General features: G+C 51.1%; 13 protein-coding genes and 4 tRNA genes. 13 read left to right on the top strand and 4 right to left on the bottom strand.

Translation table 11 applies throughout. The annotated features are described in order from the left end of the window. Positions 1-534: 534 nt before the first annotated feature. The 11 genes from C7382_RS07525 to C7382_RS07475 all read left to right on the top strand — a co-directional run bounded on the left by C7382_RS07525 (position 535) and on the right by C7382_RS07475 (position 8,758). Complete coding sequence (locus C7382_RS07525; RefSeq protein WP_116679679.1) at positions 535-1,329, top strand: cation transporter; 795 nt, start codon at positions 535-537, stop codon at positions 1,327-1,329. 80 nt (positions 1,330-1,409) lie between these two features. Beyond that, positions 1,410-1,778 (top strand): DMT family protein, encoded by a 369-nt coding sequence (locus tag C7382_RS07520; RefSeq protein ID WP_116679678.1) that lies wholly within the window; start codon positions 1,410-1,412, stop codon positions 1,776-1,778. Positions 1,779-1,956: 178 nt separating this feature from the next. Continuing rightward, positions 1,957-2,029: transfer RNA gene (locus tag C7382_RS07515), tRNA-Gly, on the top strand. Between the two features lie 90 nt (positions 2,030-2,119). Continuing rightward, a tRNA-Leu gene (locus C7382_RS07510) sits at positions 2,120-2,202 on the top strand. Positions 2,203-2,242: 40 nt separating this feature from the next. Continuing rightward, positions 2,243-2,326, top strand: a tRNA-Leu gene (locus tag C7382_RS07505). Positions 2,327-2,468: 142 nt separating this feature from the next. Next, positions 2,469-5,321 carry an excinuclease ABC subunit UvrA gene (gene uvrA / locus C7382_RS07500; protein WP_116679677.1) on the top strand — a complete coding sequence of 951 codons (2,853 nt, stop codon included), beginning with the start codon at positions 2,469-2,471 and terminating at the stop codon, positions 5,319-5,321. A gap of 60 nt (positions 5,322-5,381) precedes the next feature. Then, a complete protein-coding gene (locus C7382_RS07495) occupies positions 5,382-5,624 on the top strand; it encodes a GlsB/YeaQ/YmgE family stress response membrane protein (RefSeq protein ID WP_165815139.1) in 243 nt (80 codons plus the stop codon). Between the two features lie 111 nt (positions 5,625-5,735). Then, on the top strand, positions 5,736-6,323 hold the full coding sequence (locus C7382_RS07490; RefSeq protein ID WP_116679675.1) for a 30S ribosomal protein S16: 588 nt from the start codon (positions 5,736-5,738) through the stop codon (positions 6,321-6,323). 294 nt (positions 6,324-6,617) lie between these two features. Next, a tRNA-Gln gene (locus tag C7382_RS07485) sits at positions 6,618-6,688 on the top strand. 199 nt (positions 6,689-6,887) lie between these two features. Continuing rightward, positions 6,888-7,550, top strand: a complete 663-nt coding sequence (fsa, locus tag C7382_RS07480; protein WP_116679674.1) for a fructose-6-phosphate aldolase — start codon at positions 6,888-6,890, stop codon at positions 7,548-7,550. Between the two features lie 53 nt (positions 7,551-7,603). Continuing rightward, positions 7,604-8,758 (top strand): exo-beta-N-acetylmuramidase NamZ family protein, encoded by a 1,155-nt coding sequence (locus C7382_RS07475; protein ID WP_373698136.1) that lies wholly within the window; start codon positions 7,604-7,606, stop codon positions 8,756-8,758. A gap of 34 nt (positions 8,759-8,792) precedes the next feature. Here C7382_RS07475 and C7382_RS07470 read toward each other — a convergent pair whose 3' ends face one another. After that, positions 8,793-9,545 carry a copper homeostasis protein CutC gene (locus C7382_RS07470; protein ID WP_116679672.1) on the bottom strand — a complete coding sequence of 251 codons (753 nt, stop codon included), beginning with the start codon at positions 9,543-9,545 and terminating at the stop codon, positions 8,793-8,795. Between the two features lie 9 nt (positions 9,546-9,554). Continuing rightward, a complete protein-coding gene (locus C7382_RS07465) occupies positions 9,555-10,475 on the bottom strand; it encodes a magnesium transporter CorA family protein (RefSeq protein WP_116679671.1) in 921 nt (306 codons plus the stop codon). A gap of 289 nt (positions 10,476-10,764) precedes the next feature. Between C7382_RS07465 and C7382_RS07460 the strand changes: the two genes are divergently transcribed. Then, positions 10,765-12,477 carry a S41 family peptidase gene (locus tag C7382_RS07460; protein ID WP_116679670.1) on the top strand — a complete coding sequence of 571 codons (1,713 nt, stop codon included), beginning with the start codon at positions 10,765-10,767 and terminating at the stop codon, positions 12,475-12,477. Positions 12,478-12,562: 85 nt separating this feature from the next. Here the strand turns inward: C7382_RS07460 and C7382_RS07455 are convergent, their stop codons facing one another. Both C7382_RS07455 and C7382_RS07450 read right to left on the bottom strand, forming a co-directional pair. Then, positions 12,563-15,223, bottom strand: a complete 2,661-nt coding sequence (locus C7382_RS07455) for a peptidase associated/transthyretin-like domain-containing protein (RefSeq protein WP_207772723.1) — start codon at positions 15,221-15,223, stop codon at positions 12,563-12,565. A gap of 42 nt (positions 15,224-15,265) precedes the next feature. Further along, positions 15,266-16,123, bottom strand: coding sequence for a GLPGLI family protein (locus C7382_RS07450; RefSeq protein ID WP_116679668.1), 858 nt, complete (start codon positions 16,121-16,123; stop codon positions 15,266-15,268). Between the two features lie 627 nt (positions 16,124-16,750). On the opposite strand from C7382_RS07450, the gene C7382_RS07435 reads away from it, so the two are divergent. Then, the gene (locus C7382_RS07435; RefSeq protein ID WP_116679665.1) at positions 16,751-18,040 is read left to right on the top strand and encodes a tetratricopeptide repeat protein; all 1,290 of its coding nucleotides are present in this window, start codon (positions 16,751-16,753) and stop codon (positions 18,038-18,040) included. Positions 18,041-18,109 lie beyond the last annotated feature (69 nt).

The raw sequence follows: 18,109 nt of genomic DNA, 5'->3' as shown, positions 1-18,109 counted from the left end.
GTCCATGCAACGGAGAGATTTATAAACAATCGTTTATCATCCGATGGCAGATAGGATGGAATAAGAGCTGATCGGCCTAATCAAAGATAGAGAGTCCCCGCTGCATTCGCAATCTAACGCAGCGGGGACTTTCCGTTTTTTTGCAGTCTCAAACAGCTCTTTGGAGGAGGCAAACTTTATAAATATGACTTCTAAACTTTATAAACTCCAGATGCAATGATTATAATTATTGAAAGTGATCTTTATAAAAATCAAATCTTACTTTTATAAACTTGATCGCTCTCCTCGGTAAAAACGAATTTGCGAAAGCAAAAGGGGCATTTTTCTTCTCATTTTTTCTCTTTGGCTACCCTTCAAAAGATCGCTTATTTAGAATGATTCTAAGCTTTTCTTCGGTGTTGATAAGTTTTTTGGCACATAAACAAAGCAGGAACAGACAACATCTATTAACACAAATCGGCCTTCACAGAAGAAAAGAAACATGGCATCAAGGACAAGAGAATTCGGACAGATTATCTATAATTTTGCGTCCGTATGAAAAGAACGAATTTCAAAATAGACAAAATGGACTGTCCGTGCGAGGAAAACCTCATTCGGATGAAGCTGCAGGAAAACGATGCCATTTTCAAGTTAGAGTTCAACCTTGCCGATCGTACACTTTGCGTAGTACATGAAGACGATCCAAGGTCAATAGCCAAAGAAATCGAAACACTTAACCTGGACTCATCTCTGATAAGCACTGAAGACATCGAGCATCTTCCCCCCATAGAGAACGACACACAACAGGGCAAAATGCTATGGATCGTTTTGGCTATCAACTTTGTGTTCTTTCTATTGGAGATAACTACAGGCATCATCTCCCAATCGATGGGACTGGTCGCCGATAGCCTGGATATGCTTGCCGATGCCCTCGTTTACGGGATGAGCCTTTGGGCGGTAGGAGCAGCCGTTGCGCGCAAGAAGAGAGTCGCTCTTTTTAGCGGATATTTTCAGACAGCACTTGCCGTTATCGGTTTGTCCGAGGTCATACGTCGTTTCATGGGGCTGGAAATCATGCCGGACTTTCAATCGATGATCGGCATTTCCGCACTTGCCTTGATAGCCAATTCAACCTGCCTATGGCTTTTGCATCGCACACAAAGCCGTGACGCTCATATGCGGGCAAGTATCATCTTCTCTGCTAACGATGTAATTATCAATGCAGGTGTAATCATCGCCGGACTGCTCGTCTGGTGGTTAGACAGCAACCTTCCGGATCTGATAATAGGCATCGTGGTCTTCCTGATAGTAATACGCGGAGCCATACGGATCTTAAAGTTAGCGAGATAGCAAGGCCAAATCTGAAATACAAAACTGGGGCGTTTGGTTTTGTCGCCGGATATGTCAAACAGAATAATATCATATCGCTTATGAATCCTTGGATTACGATTACCCTACTGGTGATCTCTAATATCTTCATGACCTTTGCGTGGTATGGGCATATCAAGCTGGAGCAGATGAAGATATTCACTGATGCCACCCCACTCTACCTGATTATACTGATGAGTTGGGGGTTGGCGCTATTTGAGTATATGTTCCAGATACCGGCCAATCGCTACGGCTTCATCGGCAACGGTGGCACCTTCTCTATGATGCAGCTCAAGGTGGTTCAGGAGGTAATCTCCATTACTGTATTTACGATCTTCTCCGTCATCTTGTTCAAGGGCGAAGCACTGCAATGGAACCACTTTGTCGCTTTTGTCTGCCTCGTCCTTGCGGTCTATTTCGTGTTTAAATAATAGACGGTTCTACTACAATTCATGGACCTTACATGCATGGATGGGATATGCCACACCAAGCATCCCATACCAATATATACAGCGAGGTTTGCTGAATGCCAAAAGTGGATGCAATGAGAAAAATACTGCTCGAAATACTTGCGAGAGTAAAAAAAGATACTACCTTTGCATCGCAATCGCGGAAGTAGCTCAGTTGGTAGAGCATAACCTTGCCAAGGTTAGGGTCGCGGGTTCGAGTCCCGTCTTCCGCTCTAAAGGAGCAATAGACAGCGGTCTATGGGAAGTCTCCACATCTTTATTGAGAAGGTGATCTTGCTGAGTAAAATCGGTAGTCAACAGTCGCCCGGGTGGCGGAATTGGTAGACGCGCTCGTTTCAGGTGCGAGTGTTCAAAAGACGTGCAGGTTCGATTCCTGTCCCGGGCACCGATGACAGGCAAGCAAGACAACAAAAAACAAAACAAATGCGCGGGTGGTGGAATTGGTAGACACGCTACTTTGAGGGGGTAGTGCCGGTTTCGGTGTGTGAGTTCAAATCTCATCTCGCGTACTTGAGGAGGATGTTCATCGAATGAGCATCCTCTTTTTTTGTTTGGCAATAAGAAGCCATCCGCTCGGCGCGAAGTCGGCCGAAGCATACAAAGGGAGAAGAAAATGAGGTATCTTTATTCTTCGAAATCAATAAGTGCAGCATGAATCAACAGGAGAGTACGCAGCCTACCGGTGGCGAAGCCATCATCGTAAAGGGGGCGCGCGTCAATAATCTAAAAAACATTTCACTGTCCATCCCCCGCGGCAAGCTGGTCGTCATCACCGGACTTTCCGGATCGGGGAAGAGTTCGCTCGCCTTCGACACGCTCTATGCCGAGGGGCAGAGACGATATGTGGAGAGCCTGTCGGCTTATGCACGCCAGTTCCTGGGGCGTATGCGCAAGCCCGAGTGCGACCTGATCGCGGGTGTTCCGCCAGCCATCGCCATCGAACAGCGCATCGTCAGTCGCAATCCGAGGAGTACCGTGGCCACGTCCACAGAGATATACGAGTATATGCGCCTGCTCTTTGCTCGCGTGGGGCACACCATCTCTCCCACAAGCGGAGAGGAGGTGAAGAAACACACCGTGGCCGACCTCGTGAACTATGCCATAGGCCAACCCGTAGGGACGAAGCTATACCTGCTTGTAGAACTGCACGCCCCTGCCGGCCGCAGTATGCACGAACATTTGCAGATCCAGCAGCAACAAGGCTATACCCGTCTGTTCGTATCGGGCGAAATGAAGCGTATAGAGGATTTTTTGACAGCGGGAGAAGAGCAGTCGGAGAACGGCTCTTGTGACTTGCTGATCGACCGCCTCGTGATTACAGAGACACGCGCCGACTACGAATCGCGTCTGGCCGACTCGGCAGAGACGGCATTCTTCGAGGGACATGGTGCTTGTCGTCTGCACATAGAACGTCCTGACGGCTCCATTGAGGAGCGCATGTTCAGCAACGTATTCGAAGCAGACGGTCGCACTTTCCAAGAGCCGAGTCCGGAGATGTTCAGCTTCAACAATCCCATCGGAGCCTGCCCCACCTGCGAAGGCTTCGGACGAGTGATGGGTATAGACGAGGATTTGGTCGTACCCAACAAATCACTATCCGTCTATGAAGAATGCGTAGCCTGCTGGATAGGGCCCAAGTCTCAGATGTGGAAAGACTACTTCATCGAGAAGAGTGTGCCGCTGGGCTTCCCCATACACAAAGCCTATAAAGAACTATCCGACCAAGAGCGCGAAATGCTGTGGCGGGGCGTACCCACAGGCGAACCCGACTACCCGACCGTGGGCATAGACGACTACTTCGGGATGCTGCAGCGGGAGATGCACAAGATACAGAACCGCGTCCGGCTGGCACACTTCCGCGGCAAAGCGGTCTGCCCCGATTGTCGGGGACAGCGGCTGAAGCCGGATGCCTTATGCGTGAGGATAGGCGGCAAGAACATTTCGGAGCTGACGGCGATGACCGTGGAGGAAGCAACGGACTTCTTCGGCGCACTACAGCTATCGGAGGATGACAGGCTTGTGGGCAAACGTTTGCTGGAGGAGATAGGCAAGCGACTACAGTTCCTCCTCGAAGTGGGGTTGGGCTATCTGACGCTCGACCGTCTCTCCAACACGCTATCCGGAGGCGAAAGCCAGCGCATCAGCCTGGCCACACAGTTGGGCAGCAGCTTGGTAGGTTCTTTATACGTCTTGGACGAACCGAGCATCGGTCTCCATCAACGCGACACTAATCGGCTCATTGGCGTACTCAAGCGACTTCGGGACATCGGCAATACGGTCGTGGTCGTAGAGCATGACGAGGAGACGATACGCGCAGCCGACTACCTAATAGACATAGGTCCCAAAGCGGGCAGACAAGGGGGGGAAGTGGTCTATGCCGGCGAATACAGCCGCATAGACAAGGACACGCCCGGCTACACTGCGGCCTACCTCACGGGTAGAGAACGGATAGAAGTGCCGACGCTACGCCGTCCCTGGCATTCGTACATCGAGATAGCAGGTGCCGCCAAGCACAATCTGAGAGGCGTAAATGTGCGTTTCCCGCTCCATGTTCTCACGGTGGTGACCGGTGTGAGCGGATCGGGCAAGAGTACGCTCGTGCGCGATCTCTTCTACGAAGGCGTAAAGAGAGCTATAGAGGGCGCCGGCACAACGGGACTGGCCTTTGACAGGATAGGAGGCGACATCAAGGCGGTCAAGGATATACAGTATGTGGATCAGAACAACTTCGGCCGCAGCACACGATCCAACCCCGTCACTTACATAGGAGCCTATGACGAGATCCGTAAGCTGTACAGTACGCTCCCTCTCTCCAAACAGATGGGGTACCAACCGTACTACTTCAGCTTCAACAAAGAGGGCGGGCGATGCGAAGCGTGCAAAGGAGACGGCAGCATAGTCGTGGAAATGCAGTTCATGGCCGACATAACATTGGAATGTGAGGAATGCCATGGCAAACGGTTCCGCAAGGAAATTCTCGATGTGGAATACTGCGGAGCCAACATATACGACCTGCTGGAGATGACAGTCAATCAGGCAGTGGAGTTCTTCTCGGAGCATCCCAAGGCCGGCTATACGGACAAGATCATCGACAAACTCGAATGCCTACGCGAGGTGGGACTGGGATACATCAAGCTGGGACAAAGCAGCAGCACGCTCTCCGGCGGCGAGAATCAGCGCGTGAAGCTGGCTGCTTATCTGGGACAGGCCAAGCCGGAGCCTACGCTCTTTATCTTCGACGAACCGACGACGGGTCTGCATATCCACGACATTCGTACCTTGTTGCGCGCTCTGAATGCCCTCATAGACAAAGGACACTCAGTCGTGGTCGTGGAGCACAACATGGAAATGATCAAGAGTGCGGACTACATCATTGACTTGGGGCCCGACGGAGGTGCAGCCGGTGGCAGTCTGGTAGCGACAGGCACGCCCGAAGAGGTAATGCTCTGCCAAGGCTCCTATACGGGACAATGGTTACAGGAGGTGCTGACGGATATCCATTAGACACCATATATAGCTATGAAAGAAAAGTAACTGAATTATCAATCACTAATCAACAATAATATGTTAGGATCAATCATTATCGGAGCCTTGGCAGGCTATATCGCAAGCAAGATACGTCGAGGCAAATCATTGGGACTATTACTCAATATTCTTATCGGTCTCATTGGCGGTGTTCTGGGTGGCTACCTGCTGCAATTGCTGGGTATTCCGGGTAGCACATCATTGCTCCCGAGACTCGCTACTTCTACGTTGGGAGCCATCCTGCTACTCGTTTTGGCCGATTTTCTAAGCAAGAGACACTGAAAGTCAAGCCTCTTCCGACCGGATTATCGGGCACATCCATTGTGATTGTAAGATAATCACTTATCTTTGCACCCGCTAATACAATAGCGAAAGCAAATAATCAATTCAAAAATGGCAACAAAAATCAGATTGCAACGACACGGTCGCAAGGGCTATGCCTTCTACAAGATCGTTGTCGCAGACAGCAGGGCGCCACGTGATGGCAAGTTTATTGAAAGGATCGGTTCTTACAATCCGAACACGAATCCTGCTACAATAGATTTGAATTTCGAGCGCGCTTTGTATTGGATCGGCGTAGGTGCACAGCCTACCGACACAGCACGTAATATCCTGTCACGCGAGGGTGTACTCATGATGAAGCACCTCCTCGGTGGTGTCAAGAAGGGCGCTTTCGATCAGGCTGCAGCCGAACGCAAGTTCGACGAATGGCTGAAAGGGAAGAAGGATGCTATTAATAGCATAAAGGCTAAGGCTAAAGAAGCTTCTGCTGCAGAAAACAAAGCCAAGCTCGAAGCCGAGAAAGCCGTGAACAAGGCTAAGGCTGAAGCTGTAGCAGAGAAGAAAGCCGCAGAAGCAAAAGCCAAGGCTGAAGCAGAAGCTGCCGCCGCCGCAACGGAAGCAGAAGAAGCAGCCGTAGAAGAAGCTCCCGCTGTGGAAGCTCCCGCTGAAGAAGCTCCTGCAGCAGAAAGCGCAGAATAATTACAGACGTACGTACTTCAGGTGAACGGAGGGGGTGTCCTTAGTGATGCTTCCTTCGTTCTATTTATAGGCCTACTCTTTTTTACCTTGAGAAAGCGCTCCAACTCTATCATCATATCAACACATCTCAAAGCAAAGCAACGACTATACAGAACACGTTAAACAATATGGACTGATCTCTGCTCCTCAAAACAAACGATCAAATATGTTTTTTGCCTGAGGGGTTGTAGATTTACCAGAAATACATATCTTTGCAGCGCAAATGAGGTGAATCCCCTCAGTTGCTACGAGGATTGTCTCATGGTGTAATGGTAGCACAACAGGTTTTGGTTCTGTTTGTCAAGGTTCGAATCCTTGTGAGACAACTACAAAAAAGGGGTTACGTCAGGCGGTTGATACCGAGGGCGTGACCCTTTTTCTTTTCCATCGGAGGCAGCCTCAGATTACCGAGGGAGGGTATATACAGGTTGCATGATTCGGATTCGTGGGTGAGTCGGTCAAAAATACCTACCTTTGGGCTACTGAAGTATTAAAACATCAAAAACAAATAAAGAGGATACGACAATGAAATTCTTTATCGACACAGCTAACTTGGATCAGATTCGCGAGGCGAATGACATGGGTGTATTGGACGGCGTGACGACCAACCCGTCTCTGATGGCCAAAGAAGGTATTAGTGGAAAAGAAAATTGTGCCAAGCACTATCTGACTATCTGCGAGATTGTCGATGGAGATGTGAGTGCCGAAGTGATTGCCACAGACTACGAAGGCATGATCAAAGAGGGTATGGAGTTGGCAGCTCTGCATCCGCAAATCGTAGTGAAAGTGCCATGTACAGCCGAAGGGATCAAAGCGATCAGATACTTTAGCGAGCAAGGCATTCGTACGAACTGTACGCTGATCTTCACCGTAGGACAAGCTCTGCTCGCAGCCAAGGCTGGTGCTTCGTACGTATCTCCTTTCGTTGGACGACTCGATGACATTGCCAGCGATGGTATACTGTTGGTGGAGAATATCGTGAAGATGTTCCGCTACTATTGCTACGACACGGAAGTACTCGCAGCCAGCATTCGCCACACTCAGCACATCATCCAATGTCTGGAAGTAGGAGCCGATGTAGCTACCTGCCCCCTCAGCGCGATCAAGGGACTTCTGAAACACCCTCTGACGGATAGCGGGCTGAAAGCTTTCTTGGAAGATCATCGTCGAGTAAACGAAGGGAAATGATCGTCCGATCTCTTACACGTCACATTATCACATTAGCCTGCATCTGCGGGCTAATGTCGTTTTGTATCCAAGCCTATGCCACCGGGCAAGAGGAAAGGCAGTCCGTAGTCGTCGGAGCAGAACGAACAGAGGAGCTGTTGCCTCTGCTGAGGGGAAAAGCTGTAGCTCTCGTGGCGAATGCGACAAGTATAGTTGGTCCCGAACGAGAGCATTTACTTGACAACCTTCTCCGACATGGTGTCCAGATCATGAAGGTATTGGGCCCTGAGCATGGTTTCCGCGGCGATGCCGATGCGGGAGCAACGGTCAGAGATGACCGAGACATGAAAACGGGTATCCCCATCGTCTCGCTATATGGCAATAATAAAAAACCCACGAAAGGGATGTTGCGCGACGTAGATGTAGTTTTATTCGACATGCAGGACGTAGGCACGCGGTTCTTCACTTATATCAGCACACTCCACTACGTTATGGAAGCTTGTGCAGAGCAGGGCAAGAAGCTCATCGTTACCGACCGTCCTAATCCCAACGACAATATAGACGGACCTATACTACAGCCAGATTGTCGTTCCTTCGTCGGTTTGGATCCGCTGCCTGTCTTACACGGCCTCACGATAGGAGAGTTGGCGCAGATGATCAATGGAGAAAGATGGCTGGTGAAGAAGAGCGACAAATGCGATCTGACCGTCATACCGATGACAGGTTGGAAACACGGACAGCCCTATATCCTTCCCGTAAAGCCCAGTCCCAATCTGCCTACGCCTCAGGCCATTGCATGGTATCCCTCACTCTGCCTGTTCGAAGGCACAATCATGAGCATCGGACGAGGTACGACCTTTCCTTTCGAGGTCTTAGGCTATCACAATGAAAACTTCGGCGACTTCACCTTTACCCCACGCCCCATCCGAGGCATGGACAGCAACCCACTCTATAAAGGAAGGGTTTGCCATGGAATAGACCTCCGCGGGGTAGAAGCTCCCAAAGGATTCTCGCTCAACTTGCTGATACACTTCTATCGCATCGCCCGTGAGGAGGGACTGAGGTTTATCAATCGCAGACAGACCTTCAACATCCTTGCGGGAACAAAAGAATTGGCCCTACAGATAGAAAAGGGAATGAGCGAGGAAGAGATCCGCGCCACCTGGCAGCCAGGACTGAAGAAGTACCGCAAGATGCGACAGAAGTATCTGCTCTATCCCGATCAGTAATACATCGGTCTTCGAGTCTCTTTTCCGAAAGAACCTATTTCTCACGACGGCGAAGTATCTCTACAGCCTGACGCACCAAATCGGCTGACGTCTCGGGACGACTGTATTCGTCTATATGTACCGTGCCTCCCATACTTACTTCCGGCTTGCGGAAGCGCATAGGACTGGACACCTGATGTCGCAGAGAGCTGTGAAATTCAGTAATGCCCGTGTATTCTGCCAGAGCATCCAAATTGTCCACGCGTATGCCACAACCGGCCATGATGCCGATCCTGCCGGCTGCCTGTTGATGTAGTTGGCGCAGCATCAATTTACCCTCAACCGCCGTAGGTGCACATCCCGAAGTCAAAACACGATGAAAGCCTGCTTCAATCAGCGTTTCGAGCATCTCTGTAGGAGCTGCACACACATCGAATGCGCGATGGAAAGTCAGCTTCATCCCCTGCGCTTCTGACAAGAGAAGAGCATTAGCCTTTTCGTCATAGTATCCGTCGGGCGTTAAACAACCGATCACGATTCCTTGCGCCCCCAAATCACGAGCCACGCAAATATCGTGGCGCATGGCCTCAATCTCATGATGTGAATAGACAAAGTCTCCTCCTCTGGGGCGGATAATGACGTGAATGGGGATATTGACCAATTTGCAAGCAACGGCTATCTCTCCCGACGAGGGGGTCGTCCCCCCCTCAGGAATACCGGCACAAAGCTCCACTCGGGTAGCTCCACCCTCCTCTGCCTGCAGACAACTCGTTGCCGAATTGGCACAAACTTCTAATTGCATTGCCATGAGATTATATCAGAACCATTTGATTTTTTTGAAAAAGAGGAAAGCCACAGCCGACAAGAGCACACAAGCCCCGATGATAATGAAGAAAGAGAACGGAAAGCTGCTACCCATTATCGGCACATTCATCCCGTAGAAACTTGCAATCAATGTCGGGAGCATGAGCACAATGGAGATAGTAGTCATGCGCTTCATGACTGTATTCAGGTTGTTTGAGATCACACCGCTCAGAGCTTCCGTTGTTCCCGAAAGGATGTCGCTGTAGATATTCACCGTATTATATGCCTGCCGCAACTCGATCTGCACATCTTCTACCAACTCCTTGTCCAACGGACTCCCCGATGAGGCTCGCACCTTACCCAGCACTGCCTCGTTTCCACGAATCGAGGTACTGAAGTACACCAATGTCTTCTGCAGCATCATCAGGCGGATGAGGTCCTCGTTCCTGATACTACGCTCCAGCTCCCGCTCAGATATCGTCACCTCATTGTTGATTTGCTTCAGATATTTCAGGAACCAGACCGCCGAGGAATAGATCAGGCGTAGGATCAACTCCATCCGGTTCAGGACTGAGATACGCTTGCGTCGCGTATGCATCAGGAAGTCTGCCAACATCGGAGCCCGATGATAGCAGATACTCACCGTCACACCCGCTTTGGTCGCTATTCCCATCGGCACCGTAACGTAAGGCACGCCGCTTAGATGACTCTCTATCGGGATGCGAATAATGGCCAACATCCATTCCCCGTCGTGTTCGATACGCGGGCGTTCGTCAGCATCGGCTATGTCGGATAGGAAATCTTCGGGAACTTCGATCTTATCGATCAGAAACTTCATGTCCTCCGTGTCGGGGGCCTCTACGCACACCCAACAGTCGGTATCGAATTCGGGTTTTTCCACAAAACCCTGTTCGGCAAAAAGGTATTTTCTCATTGCTGTACTTCCTTCTCTTTTCGTTGTGGCATTGCACCACACCTCCTCCGTCGTTCAGGGATGCACAGCAATGCCTATTAGTTCTTAGTTCGGCTCGACGGAGGGAATGGATCTTCCATTTTTTGTGATTCTTATTGTGAGATTCGGACAATCGGATCGTCGGGAATAATGTCTCACGACTTCCGATAGCTCAATTACCGAGTCACAAAGATAAGATTATCACGCGAAAAATTCGCCCCAGCACGAATATACTTTATTCTACGAACCGAAAATTTGTACCTTAGCGCGCATGAAAAAGACTCATTTATTTTTGTCCATGTTCGTGATGCTTTTCACGGGCAGCTTCATGACCGCGTGTGCACAACAGAAAGCCAAGACAGAACAGCAGATCGAGGAAGATCGCAGTAGGGATCAGTACATCCAGTCGATGGACATCCTCAGCAATGTGATCGGTAACGTCAGGATGTATTTTGTCGATACTGTGAACATCAACAAGATGGCGCGCCGTGGCATCGATGCCATGTTGGGCGGTCTCGATCCTTATACCGAATATATCCCATACGAGGATATGGACGAGCTCAAACTCATGACCACAGGCGAATATGCCGGCGTGGGAGCCATCATCGCGCAACGCCCTGACAGCTCCGTATACATCCAAAGCCCCATGCAGGGTATGCCGGCTGACGAAGCCGGACTAATCGCTGGCGACCGCATTCTCACCATCGACGGCAAGGACTTCCGCAAGTCCACCACCCCATTGGTCAGCCAAGCCCTCAAAGGTGTGGCGGGCACCATTGCCAAGGTAACGGTCATGCGCTACGGAGAGACGAAGCCCCGCACGTTCGCAGTCAAGCGTCGCAAGGTGATCATGAACACCGTCCCCTATAGCGGTATGCTCGACGGTTCGGTAGGATACATCCGACTGAACGGCTTCACGGACAAGAGTGCCGAGGAAGTACGCACCGCCTTCTTCGACCTGCGAGACAAGAAGGGAGCCAAGAGTCTTGTCCTTGACCTTCGTGGCAATGGCGGTGGTCTCATGCAGGCTGCCATCGAAATCGTCAATCTCTTCGTACCCAAAGGCAAGGAAGTAGTCACCACCCGCGGACGCTCGGCCGAATCGGCGGCAGTCTTCCGCACGCTTACGGAGCCGGTGGACACCAAGATCCCCATTGTTGTCCTCATCGACGGACAGTCCGCCTCCTCTTCAGAGATCGTGGCCGGTGCCTTGCAAGATATGGATCGTGCTGTTCTCATGGGACAGAAGAGCTATGGCAAAGGGCTCGTGCAAACCACTCGCCAACTGCCTTACAACGGAATCATCAAACTCACCACTGCCAAGTATTACATTCCCAGCGGCCGATGCATCCAACGGATGGATTACAGCCAGGCCAATCAGACCGGTATGGCCACAACCATCCCCGACAGTCTGCACAAAGTCTTCTACACGGCCGCAGGTCGTCCCGTCGAAGATGCAGGTGGCATACTGCCCGACATCGAAGTGAAGCAAGACACCGCTGCCACACTCCTTTATTATATAGCGGTCAATAACGACGTCTTCGACTACGTCACCGACTATTTCCTCCGCCACAAGAGCATCGGCCAGCCTGAAACCTTCTCCATTACGGATCAGGATTATGCCGCCTTCTGCCGCATGATGGAGGAAAAGAAATTCGACTACGACCGCCAGAGTGGCAAGATGCTGGAGAAGCTCGAGGAACTTGCCAAAATAGAAGGTTATCTGCCCGATGCCAATGCCGAGCTCAAGGCACTGCGTGAAAAGCTCAAACCCAACCTTGCACGCGACCTGCGTCGCTTCAAGAAGGAGATCATGAACCATCTGAACAATGAGATCGTGACCCGCTACTACTACGAACGTGGCAGCATCCGCCAGAGTTTGCCCGACGACAAGGTGGTCAAAGAAGCCGTCCGACTGCTCCGAGACGAGCCCGATCGCATCGCACGCATCCTATCCGCGCCCAAGTCCACGCCCAAGAAATAGCACGGATCGTCCACGGTACTAACACAGACACAGTGTGGCCAAAAAGCTCTTTTTGGCCACACTGTGTTCGTTTCTATGCAAATTGTTAGAAGGAGATTCGGAACGTCAGCAAATAGCGACGGGGGCGTAGGTGATAGAACGCATGGAAAGAATCCATTCCTATCTGATAACCCGTCTCGTAACTCTTCGTATTAAACAGATTGTCCACCGTCGCCGACAATTCGTAACGCCCCAATCGATAGCGCGTTCCTGCATCGGCAAAGTATATGTGACGACTGCCGGATGGCTGCAACTCCAGACGGATGTAGTCGGCAGAGGTAAAGAAATCCCACTGCGGCAGGAGCTGCCACGTGAGACGGCTCGACGCTCGCATTTCATGTCGCTGCGAGCGATATGACACCTCCTCGTACTGATGGAAAAGCCTGGTGTAGCCCCAACTGACCGATGCCTCCCACGAGAGAGAGCGGATCGGGGTGAAAAGCAAAGACGGCCTAAGTGAAAAACGGTGCGATACCACGGGATAAATCACACCTGCACGCATGGCTTCGGTCTGCGAATAGGCGTACCTGCCCGAGAGGTCGAGCTTGGTTTTCAGCGGTCTTATGCGCCACGAGAGAAAGCTCGAACTATTCCACGAGAGCCCCGACGACCTATAGGACTGCGTCGTGTAGGTTATCTGCCCCTGCGAAACATCGAAGTCTCGGATCAAGTTGCCCTTGTCCTTTACAACAGCTGTCGTAGCAGAAGCCATCACCCCACTCATCACATCTGAGTATTGGAGGCCGAACCTCGACACGTAAGACCTATTGCGCGCCACGGCACCTGCCGTATGGGTCACGATCTGGTTGTAGTCCGTTATTATCGGTTGGGTGATGAGCGTAGCCGGTACGTCCATTTTGTCCGTATATGCCAGTGTCCAGTCGAACCTGAAGTAGCCGTTCATCTCATAACGCAGAAGCAGATTCCACTCCGGCAGCACCTTATTCACGAGATAATCCACTGCGACCTTGTCACGAAATCCTCTGCCGTAGTAGGTCAGTGGCAGCTGCCCCTCTATGCGTAGCGCCCCTTCCTCGAAAGTAAAACCCGGAGCCAAGGATACGTTCAGGTCATAACCCGAGTAGTGCCGCATGGTCTGAGGAGCCTCTTCGATGTCTGACAGGCCGTACCCGCGGTACACGGCTGCAAGCCCGGTGGCTGCCGATACGGAAAGCTGCTTGCTTATCCGAGCGGAATAGCCTCCTGAGACTTGGCCGCCGAAGTCATATCCGTCGATCAACTGAGCTATACCGCCTTCGTCTTTCAGTACAGAGATGTGCGCCGTGGGGAGCGATCGGCCGAAGAGATTGGTCATGAATCGGCGCACCTTACCGCTCTTTGTCTTCTTGATATAGTGAAAGAAGTTGTCAAAGCTGCCAAACTGCCGCTTCACAGCATATAGCGAATGTGCATCGGCGAACAAATTGTTTCGTGTGTCGTGGTGCGAACCCAGAAAAGAGAAGTTATTCTCCACAAAGAGCGAATCCGCATTGTGCTGATAATGGAGTTCGGCTTTTACATTGTGTCGCTCTTGAGAGGAGAGCGCATGCTCCGATATGGTCACGGCTCCGTCCCCGCCCATATACACATTCTCCATCCATCCTTCTTGAGAAGTAGTCTGGTAGGTATAACCCCCTCCGAGACGCAACATACCATAAGGACCTATTCTGCGCCCATGCATCAGACCCGTAGAGAGATCATTGCCTTGCATATAGTACTTCTGTGACAAAGGCGGTCCGTAACGCCCCTCTGTGACACCGATGAGATTGCCTGCTTCGGGCATCTGCGCTCCCTGCGCGAGGATAAATCCGCCCTCTTCTCTCAGGTGACCACAGTTGTCCGCCATGACGGACAGGAGCGTCTGGCTCCTGCGTCCTATGAGCATGGCATAGAGATTGGTGTCGTAGGAGAGACCGCTCTCGTATCCGCCACCTATGTCCCATTGCCCGGTGGGGCGGAGCTTGTTCTTGTCTTTCAGCAGGATGTTGAGTGCAGCTGCATCCGGCACCTCAACGTCTTTGAGGGCGCGCACACGCTGGTGGCGCTGTAGGACTTCCACACCGGAGACGGCTTGTACATCCAGATTTTTGACCACAAGCCCGTAGTTGTCCCCCACTGAGGACAATCCTTCTATATATAGCTCACTTATGGGCTTGCCCTGATAGTGGACAATGCCGTCGGTCTCCACCTCCAAACCCGGTATGCGGGCTATCAAGTCGGCCAATGTGCGTGTGCCCGCATCGCTATAGGCGTGTGCCATATATTTAATGGTATCGCCGCGAGTATAGACAGGAGTGCTCTGCACTGTCACCTCTCTTAGCTTGGTGTCCGATGGCGACAGGAGCACATCGGGGCGCAACATCCGGCTTTGGCCCGATTCCCATCGGACAGCACTTTTATAAGGCACGTAGCCCAAGCAACGATACTCAAGCCGATACTTGCCCTCCACTTGCGGTCGCGACTCCACCGACAGACGGTAGTATCCCTTATCGTCGGCTATGGCATAGGCGATAAGTTCGCCATCGGGATCATCCTCCACCTCTTTCATGAGGCGAACGGATGCTCCGGCCAACGGCAATCTGTCCTCGGCATCCAGCACCTTGCCCTCGATACGCATCTGGGCAAGGGCTGTGCCGGTAAGCAGCATGAGCAGGGATACGAGCAGATAGCGCATCGTCAGTTTCCGCTTCATGAGGACTGATGTCATACGATCTTGGCGGACAATGTTGAGTGAGACGACCTTAGCGTATTATGGCTCCAGCAGCGTGTAATTCGGTTGGATGACACCGAACCCTCTTTCATGCTGCTCATAATTCTTGTGCTTGTCTCGGGACATCTGCCGCGCCTTCTCTGCCGTAGTCTTCTGCGTCGTGAATACATCCCAGAAGATGGTACTCTTGGCATTGCGAATGCTCACAGCCTCGAAGCTGTGCTCCCCCGTGGCATCTGAGGCACGGAGGATGAGCCCGGGCAGGTCGCCCAACTTCCAAGGGCCGCTGCTCACGGGGATGTCGGTCGTGTACCATACGGTCCACTTGCGACCTCCAAACTCGCCCGTAGCTTTCCGACAAGAGTAGCCGCAGATGGTGACACGCTCCTTGTGAGCCGTATTCCATCGCACAGTGGGCAACGGAGTAGTGTATTCGATGTTGCGCGGGCCAAATTCATAAATGAAGGACGTAAGCTCGGCTTTCTTCGCGTCGCGGTACTCGCGGCTGTTGTAGCAGGACTGGTCACCTATGGAGGCTTCGGAATAAGAAGTCAGCAACATCTGGAAGTCCGCTAGTTTCATATTGTTCCGACCTCTCAGGTTAGCCACTGAATCAAGCTTGTATTTCGCGAGCGAATAGCATTTGCTCTGTTTATTATTGGCCTGCAGGATAAGGCGTTGGGACTGTTTTTCTCTTTTTGTATTGGTCCGTGTATAGCGATAGATGCACTCCACAGATGCTTGCCCCATAGGCTTCTGGTCATAGGTCAACTTCATTCCACCCGAAGGAGCCGTTGAATGCGTCTGCGCTTCTAGTGGGGTGGTGATACTCACCAACAAAAAGGAAAGGAGCACTACAGCATAGTGCTCCTTAGCAATCGATACAAATTTTACCATGGTAGAGTAATTGATCCAACCGTCTTTATTGTATATGTACTCATATCATCTGGACTCTGTTCATGTCCAATCACTGTTTTCCCGCAAGAGGTCCTGTAATAAGCATAAGGGCTAGAGGCTAGAGCAAATACGGAAGCAAAAGCAATGGCCGCCATAAGAATAATTTTTCTCAGTTTCATAACAAAATTGTTACATACGCAAACTTACATATTTTTTGATCGACAATGTAAACTGTGAGATTTTTTTGCGACAAGGCCATTTTTTAGTCTGGTCATACAATGCCAAGAAACACATTAAACGACAACTACCCAACTCCTTATACGAGGCCAACAAGACTTCATCTTTTTTAACCCGTCCAGACGCATTTAGAGGAACGGGACAAGCCTTTCAAAATTACGAGCTGAAAATCAACGGGAACTCACGCCAAAAGCGGAGAGAAATACGCGCCAAAACTTTTTCGATTTGGCGCATAAATTTTTCCGAAATGGCGCCAAAATCATTTCTTTTTGGCGTGCGTTTTTTCGAGGAATGGGGCACGTCGGAGATCATAACACTTCTGCACATTCTTTCACAGTACACTCGGCATCAACCGAAATATGGTATTTTCGCACAAAAGGATTCAACAATATGACCAAACGCATACTCCGTATTATCGTTATTACATTCGTTTCCCTACCCCTGATGGCACAAGAACGGGATGATTTGGGTCGGATGCAGACGCTCATCGAGCGCATGGCATACCAAGAAGCTCTTGATTGGGCCGACAGCTGTCGGCTACTGGGCGAAGAGGCTCTATGCCTGAAAGCGAAAGCTCAGAGCGAGCTGGGACGACTGTCCGAGGCCATTGCGACTTACCGAACGATCATAAACGTAGCCCCTCTCAATCCGACGGTCTATCGCCTCGAGGCAGAACTTCACATCAGCATGCAGGATTATAAGGCGGCGACTGAGGCACTAAGGTCGGGCTATGAACGCACATCTGACATTTCCACAGGATACAGTCTGGCCAAACTGCTTGTACATCTGGGACAGGATTCCGCGGCGATGGCCGTAACCGATCAAATCTTACGCCAAGATTCGGTCGCTCCCGTCATTCGCCTCAGAGCGAAATCGCTCAAGACATTACATCGCCCACAAAAAGCAATTGAACTATTGGAAAACCAATTGCGCCGCGACTCGACCGACTTTCTCTCCCTGATAGACTTGGCATCTCTATATGCACAATTGGGAGAGATACGCCTGATGGAAAAGGCCACAGCACGCTACTTGAAGATCGATTCTCTGAACACATCCTTACTCCTGCTCCATGCCGAAGCGATGATGCTGCTGCAAGAAGCCGACAGTGCGCTGCAAGACTACGAATGTGTCATCCGACAAGGTAATATGCCCACAGCATTCAAAGATCTATTTTATTGCGGATTGGCCTTCTATAAGGCGGAAAGATGGGGACAGGCCGAAGCGTTTTTCAGCCGCGCCGATGCCGCAGCTTACGAACAAAACTACATGGCCAAATACTACTATGCGATGTGTGCCTTTCGTCAGGAGCAGTGGGCCGAAGCAGAAAAACGGATGGCAAATGCGCTCGAACTGATTCAGCCCAAGACGGACAGACTCACCGAAGTACACACCATTCTCGGACGCTGCATCGCCGAACAAGGGCGGACGGAGAACGCCATTTCGCATCTGCGCTACGCCGTGGAGTACGACAGAGGCAATAGTGAGGCTTGTCTCCTATTGGGACAATGCTTCGAGAGAATGGGCAATCGGTCGGGAGCCATCCACATGTATCGTCTTGTTGTCGACAAAGAGAGATATAGTTCAGCCCAAACAGATGCTGAGGCTTTCCGTCGATTGGCAGAAGCTCGCACCCGACTATCCCTCATAGGCCCCGAGGAAGAGGAGGAAGAAAACCTATAACGCCCTCTGTAAGAGTGGTTATCGGGTAGTGTTTCAAACATACGAATCAGCCTCTCTTGTGCCATTCTG

Source organism: Porphyromonas loveana (assembly GCF_003096695.1).
Classification (GTDB): Bacteria; Bacteroidota; Bacteroidia; order Bacteroidales; family Porphyromonadaceae; genus Porphyromonas; species Porphyromonas loveana.
This window is presented reverse-complemented; position numbering and strand designations above follow the sequence as displayed.

Coding starts and splice junctions, on each gene's coding strand:
- C7382_RS07520 (WP_116679678.1), top strand. CDS start 1,410: ATGAATCCTTGGATTACGATTACCCTACTGGTGATCTCTAATATCTTC.
- fsa (WP_116679674.1), top strand. CDS start 6,888: ATGAAATTCTTTATCGACACAGCTAACTTGGATCAGATTCGCGAGGCG.
- C7382_RS07465 (WP_116679671.1), bottom strand. CDS start 10,475: ATGAGAAAATACCTTTTTGCCGAACAGGGTTTTGTGGAAAAACCCGAA.
- C7382_RS07470 (WP_116679672.1), bottom strand. CDS start 9,545: ATGGCAATGCAATTAGAAGTTTGTGCCAATTCGGCAACGAGTTGTCTG.
- C7382_RS07435 (WP_116679665.1), top strand. CDS start 16,751: ATGACCAAACGCATACTCCGTATTATCGTTATTACATTCGTTTCCCTA.
- C7382_RS07475 (WP_373698136.1), top strand. CDS start 7,604: ATGTCGTTTTGTATCCAAGCCTATGCCACCGGGCAAGAGGAAAGGCAG.
- C7382_RS07495 (WP_165815139.1), top strand. CDS start 5,382: ATGTTAGGATCAATCATTATCGGAGCCTTGGCAGGCTATATCGCAAGC.
- C7382_RS07525 (WP_116679679.1), top strand. CDS start 535: ATGAAAAGAACGAATTTCAAAATAGACAAAATGGACTGTCCGTGCGAG.
- C7382_RS07490 (WP_116679675.1), top strand. CDS start 5,736: ATGGCAACAAAAATCAGATTGCAACGACACGGTCGCAAGGGCTATGCC.
- C7382_RS07460 (WP_116679670.1), top strand. CDS start 10,765: ATGAAAAAGACTCATTTATTTTTGTCCATGTTCGTGATGCTTTTCACG.
- uvrA (WP_116679677.1), top strand. CDS start 2,469: ATGAATCAACAGGAGAGTACGCAGCCTACCGGTGGCGAAGCCATCATC.
- C7382_RS07450 (WP_116679668.1), bottom strand. CDS start 16,123: ATGGTAAAATTTGTATCGATTGCTAAGGAGCACTATGCTGTAGTGCTC.
- C7382_RS07455 (WP_207772723.1), bottom strand. CDS start 15,223: ATGACATCAGTCCTCATGAAGCGGAAACTGACGATGCGCTATCTGCTC.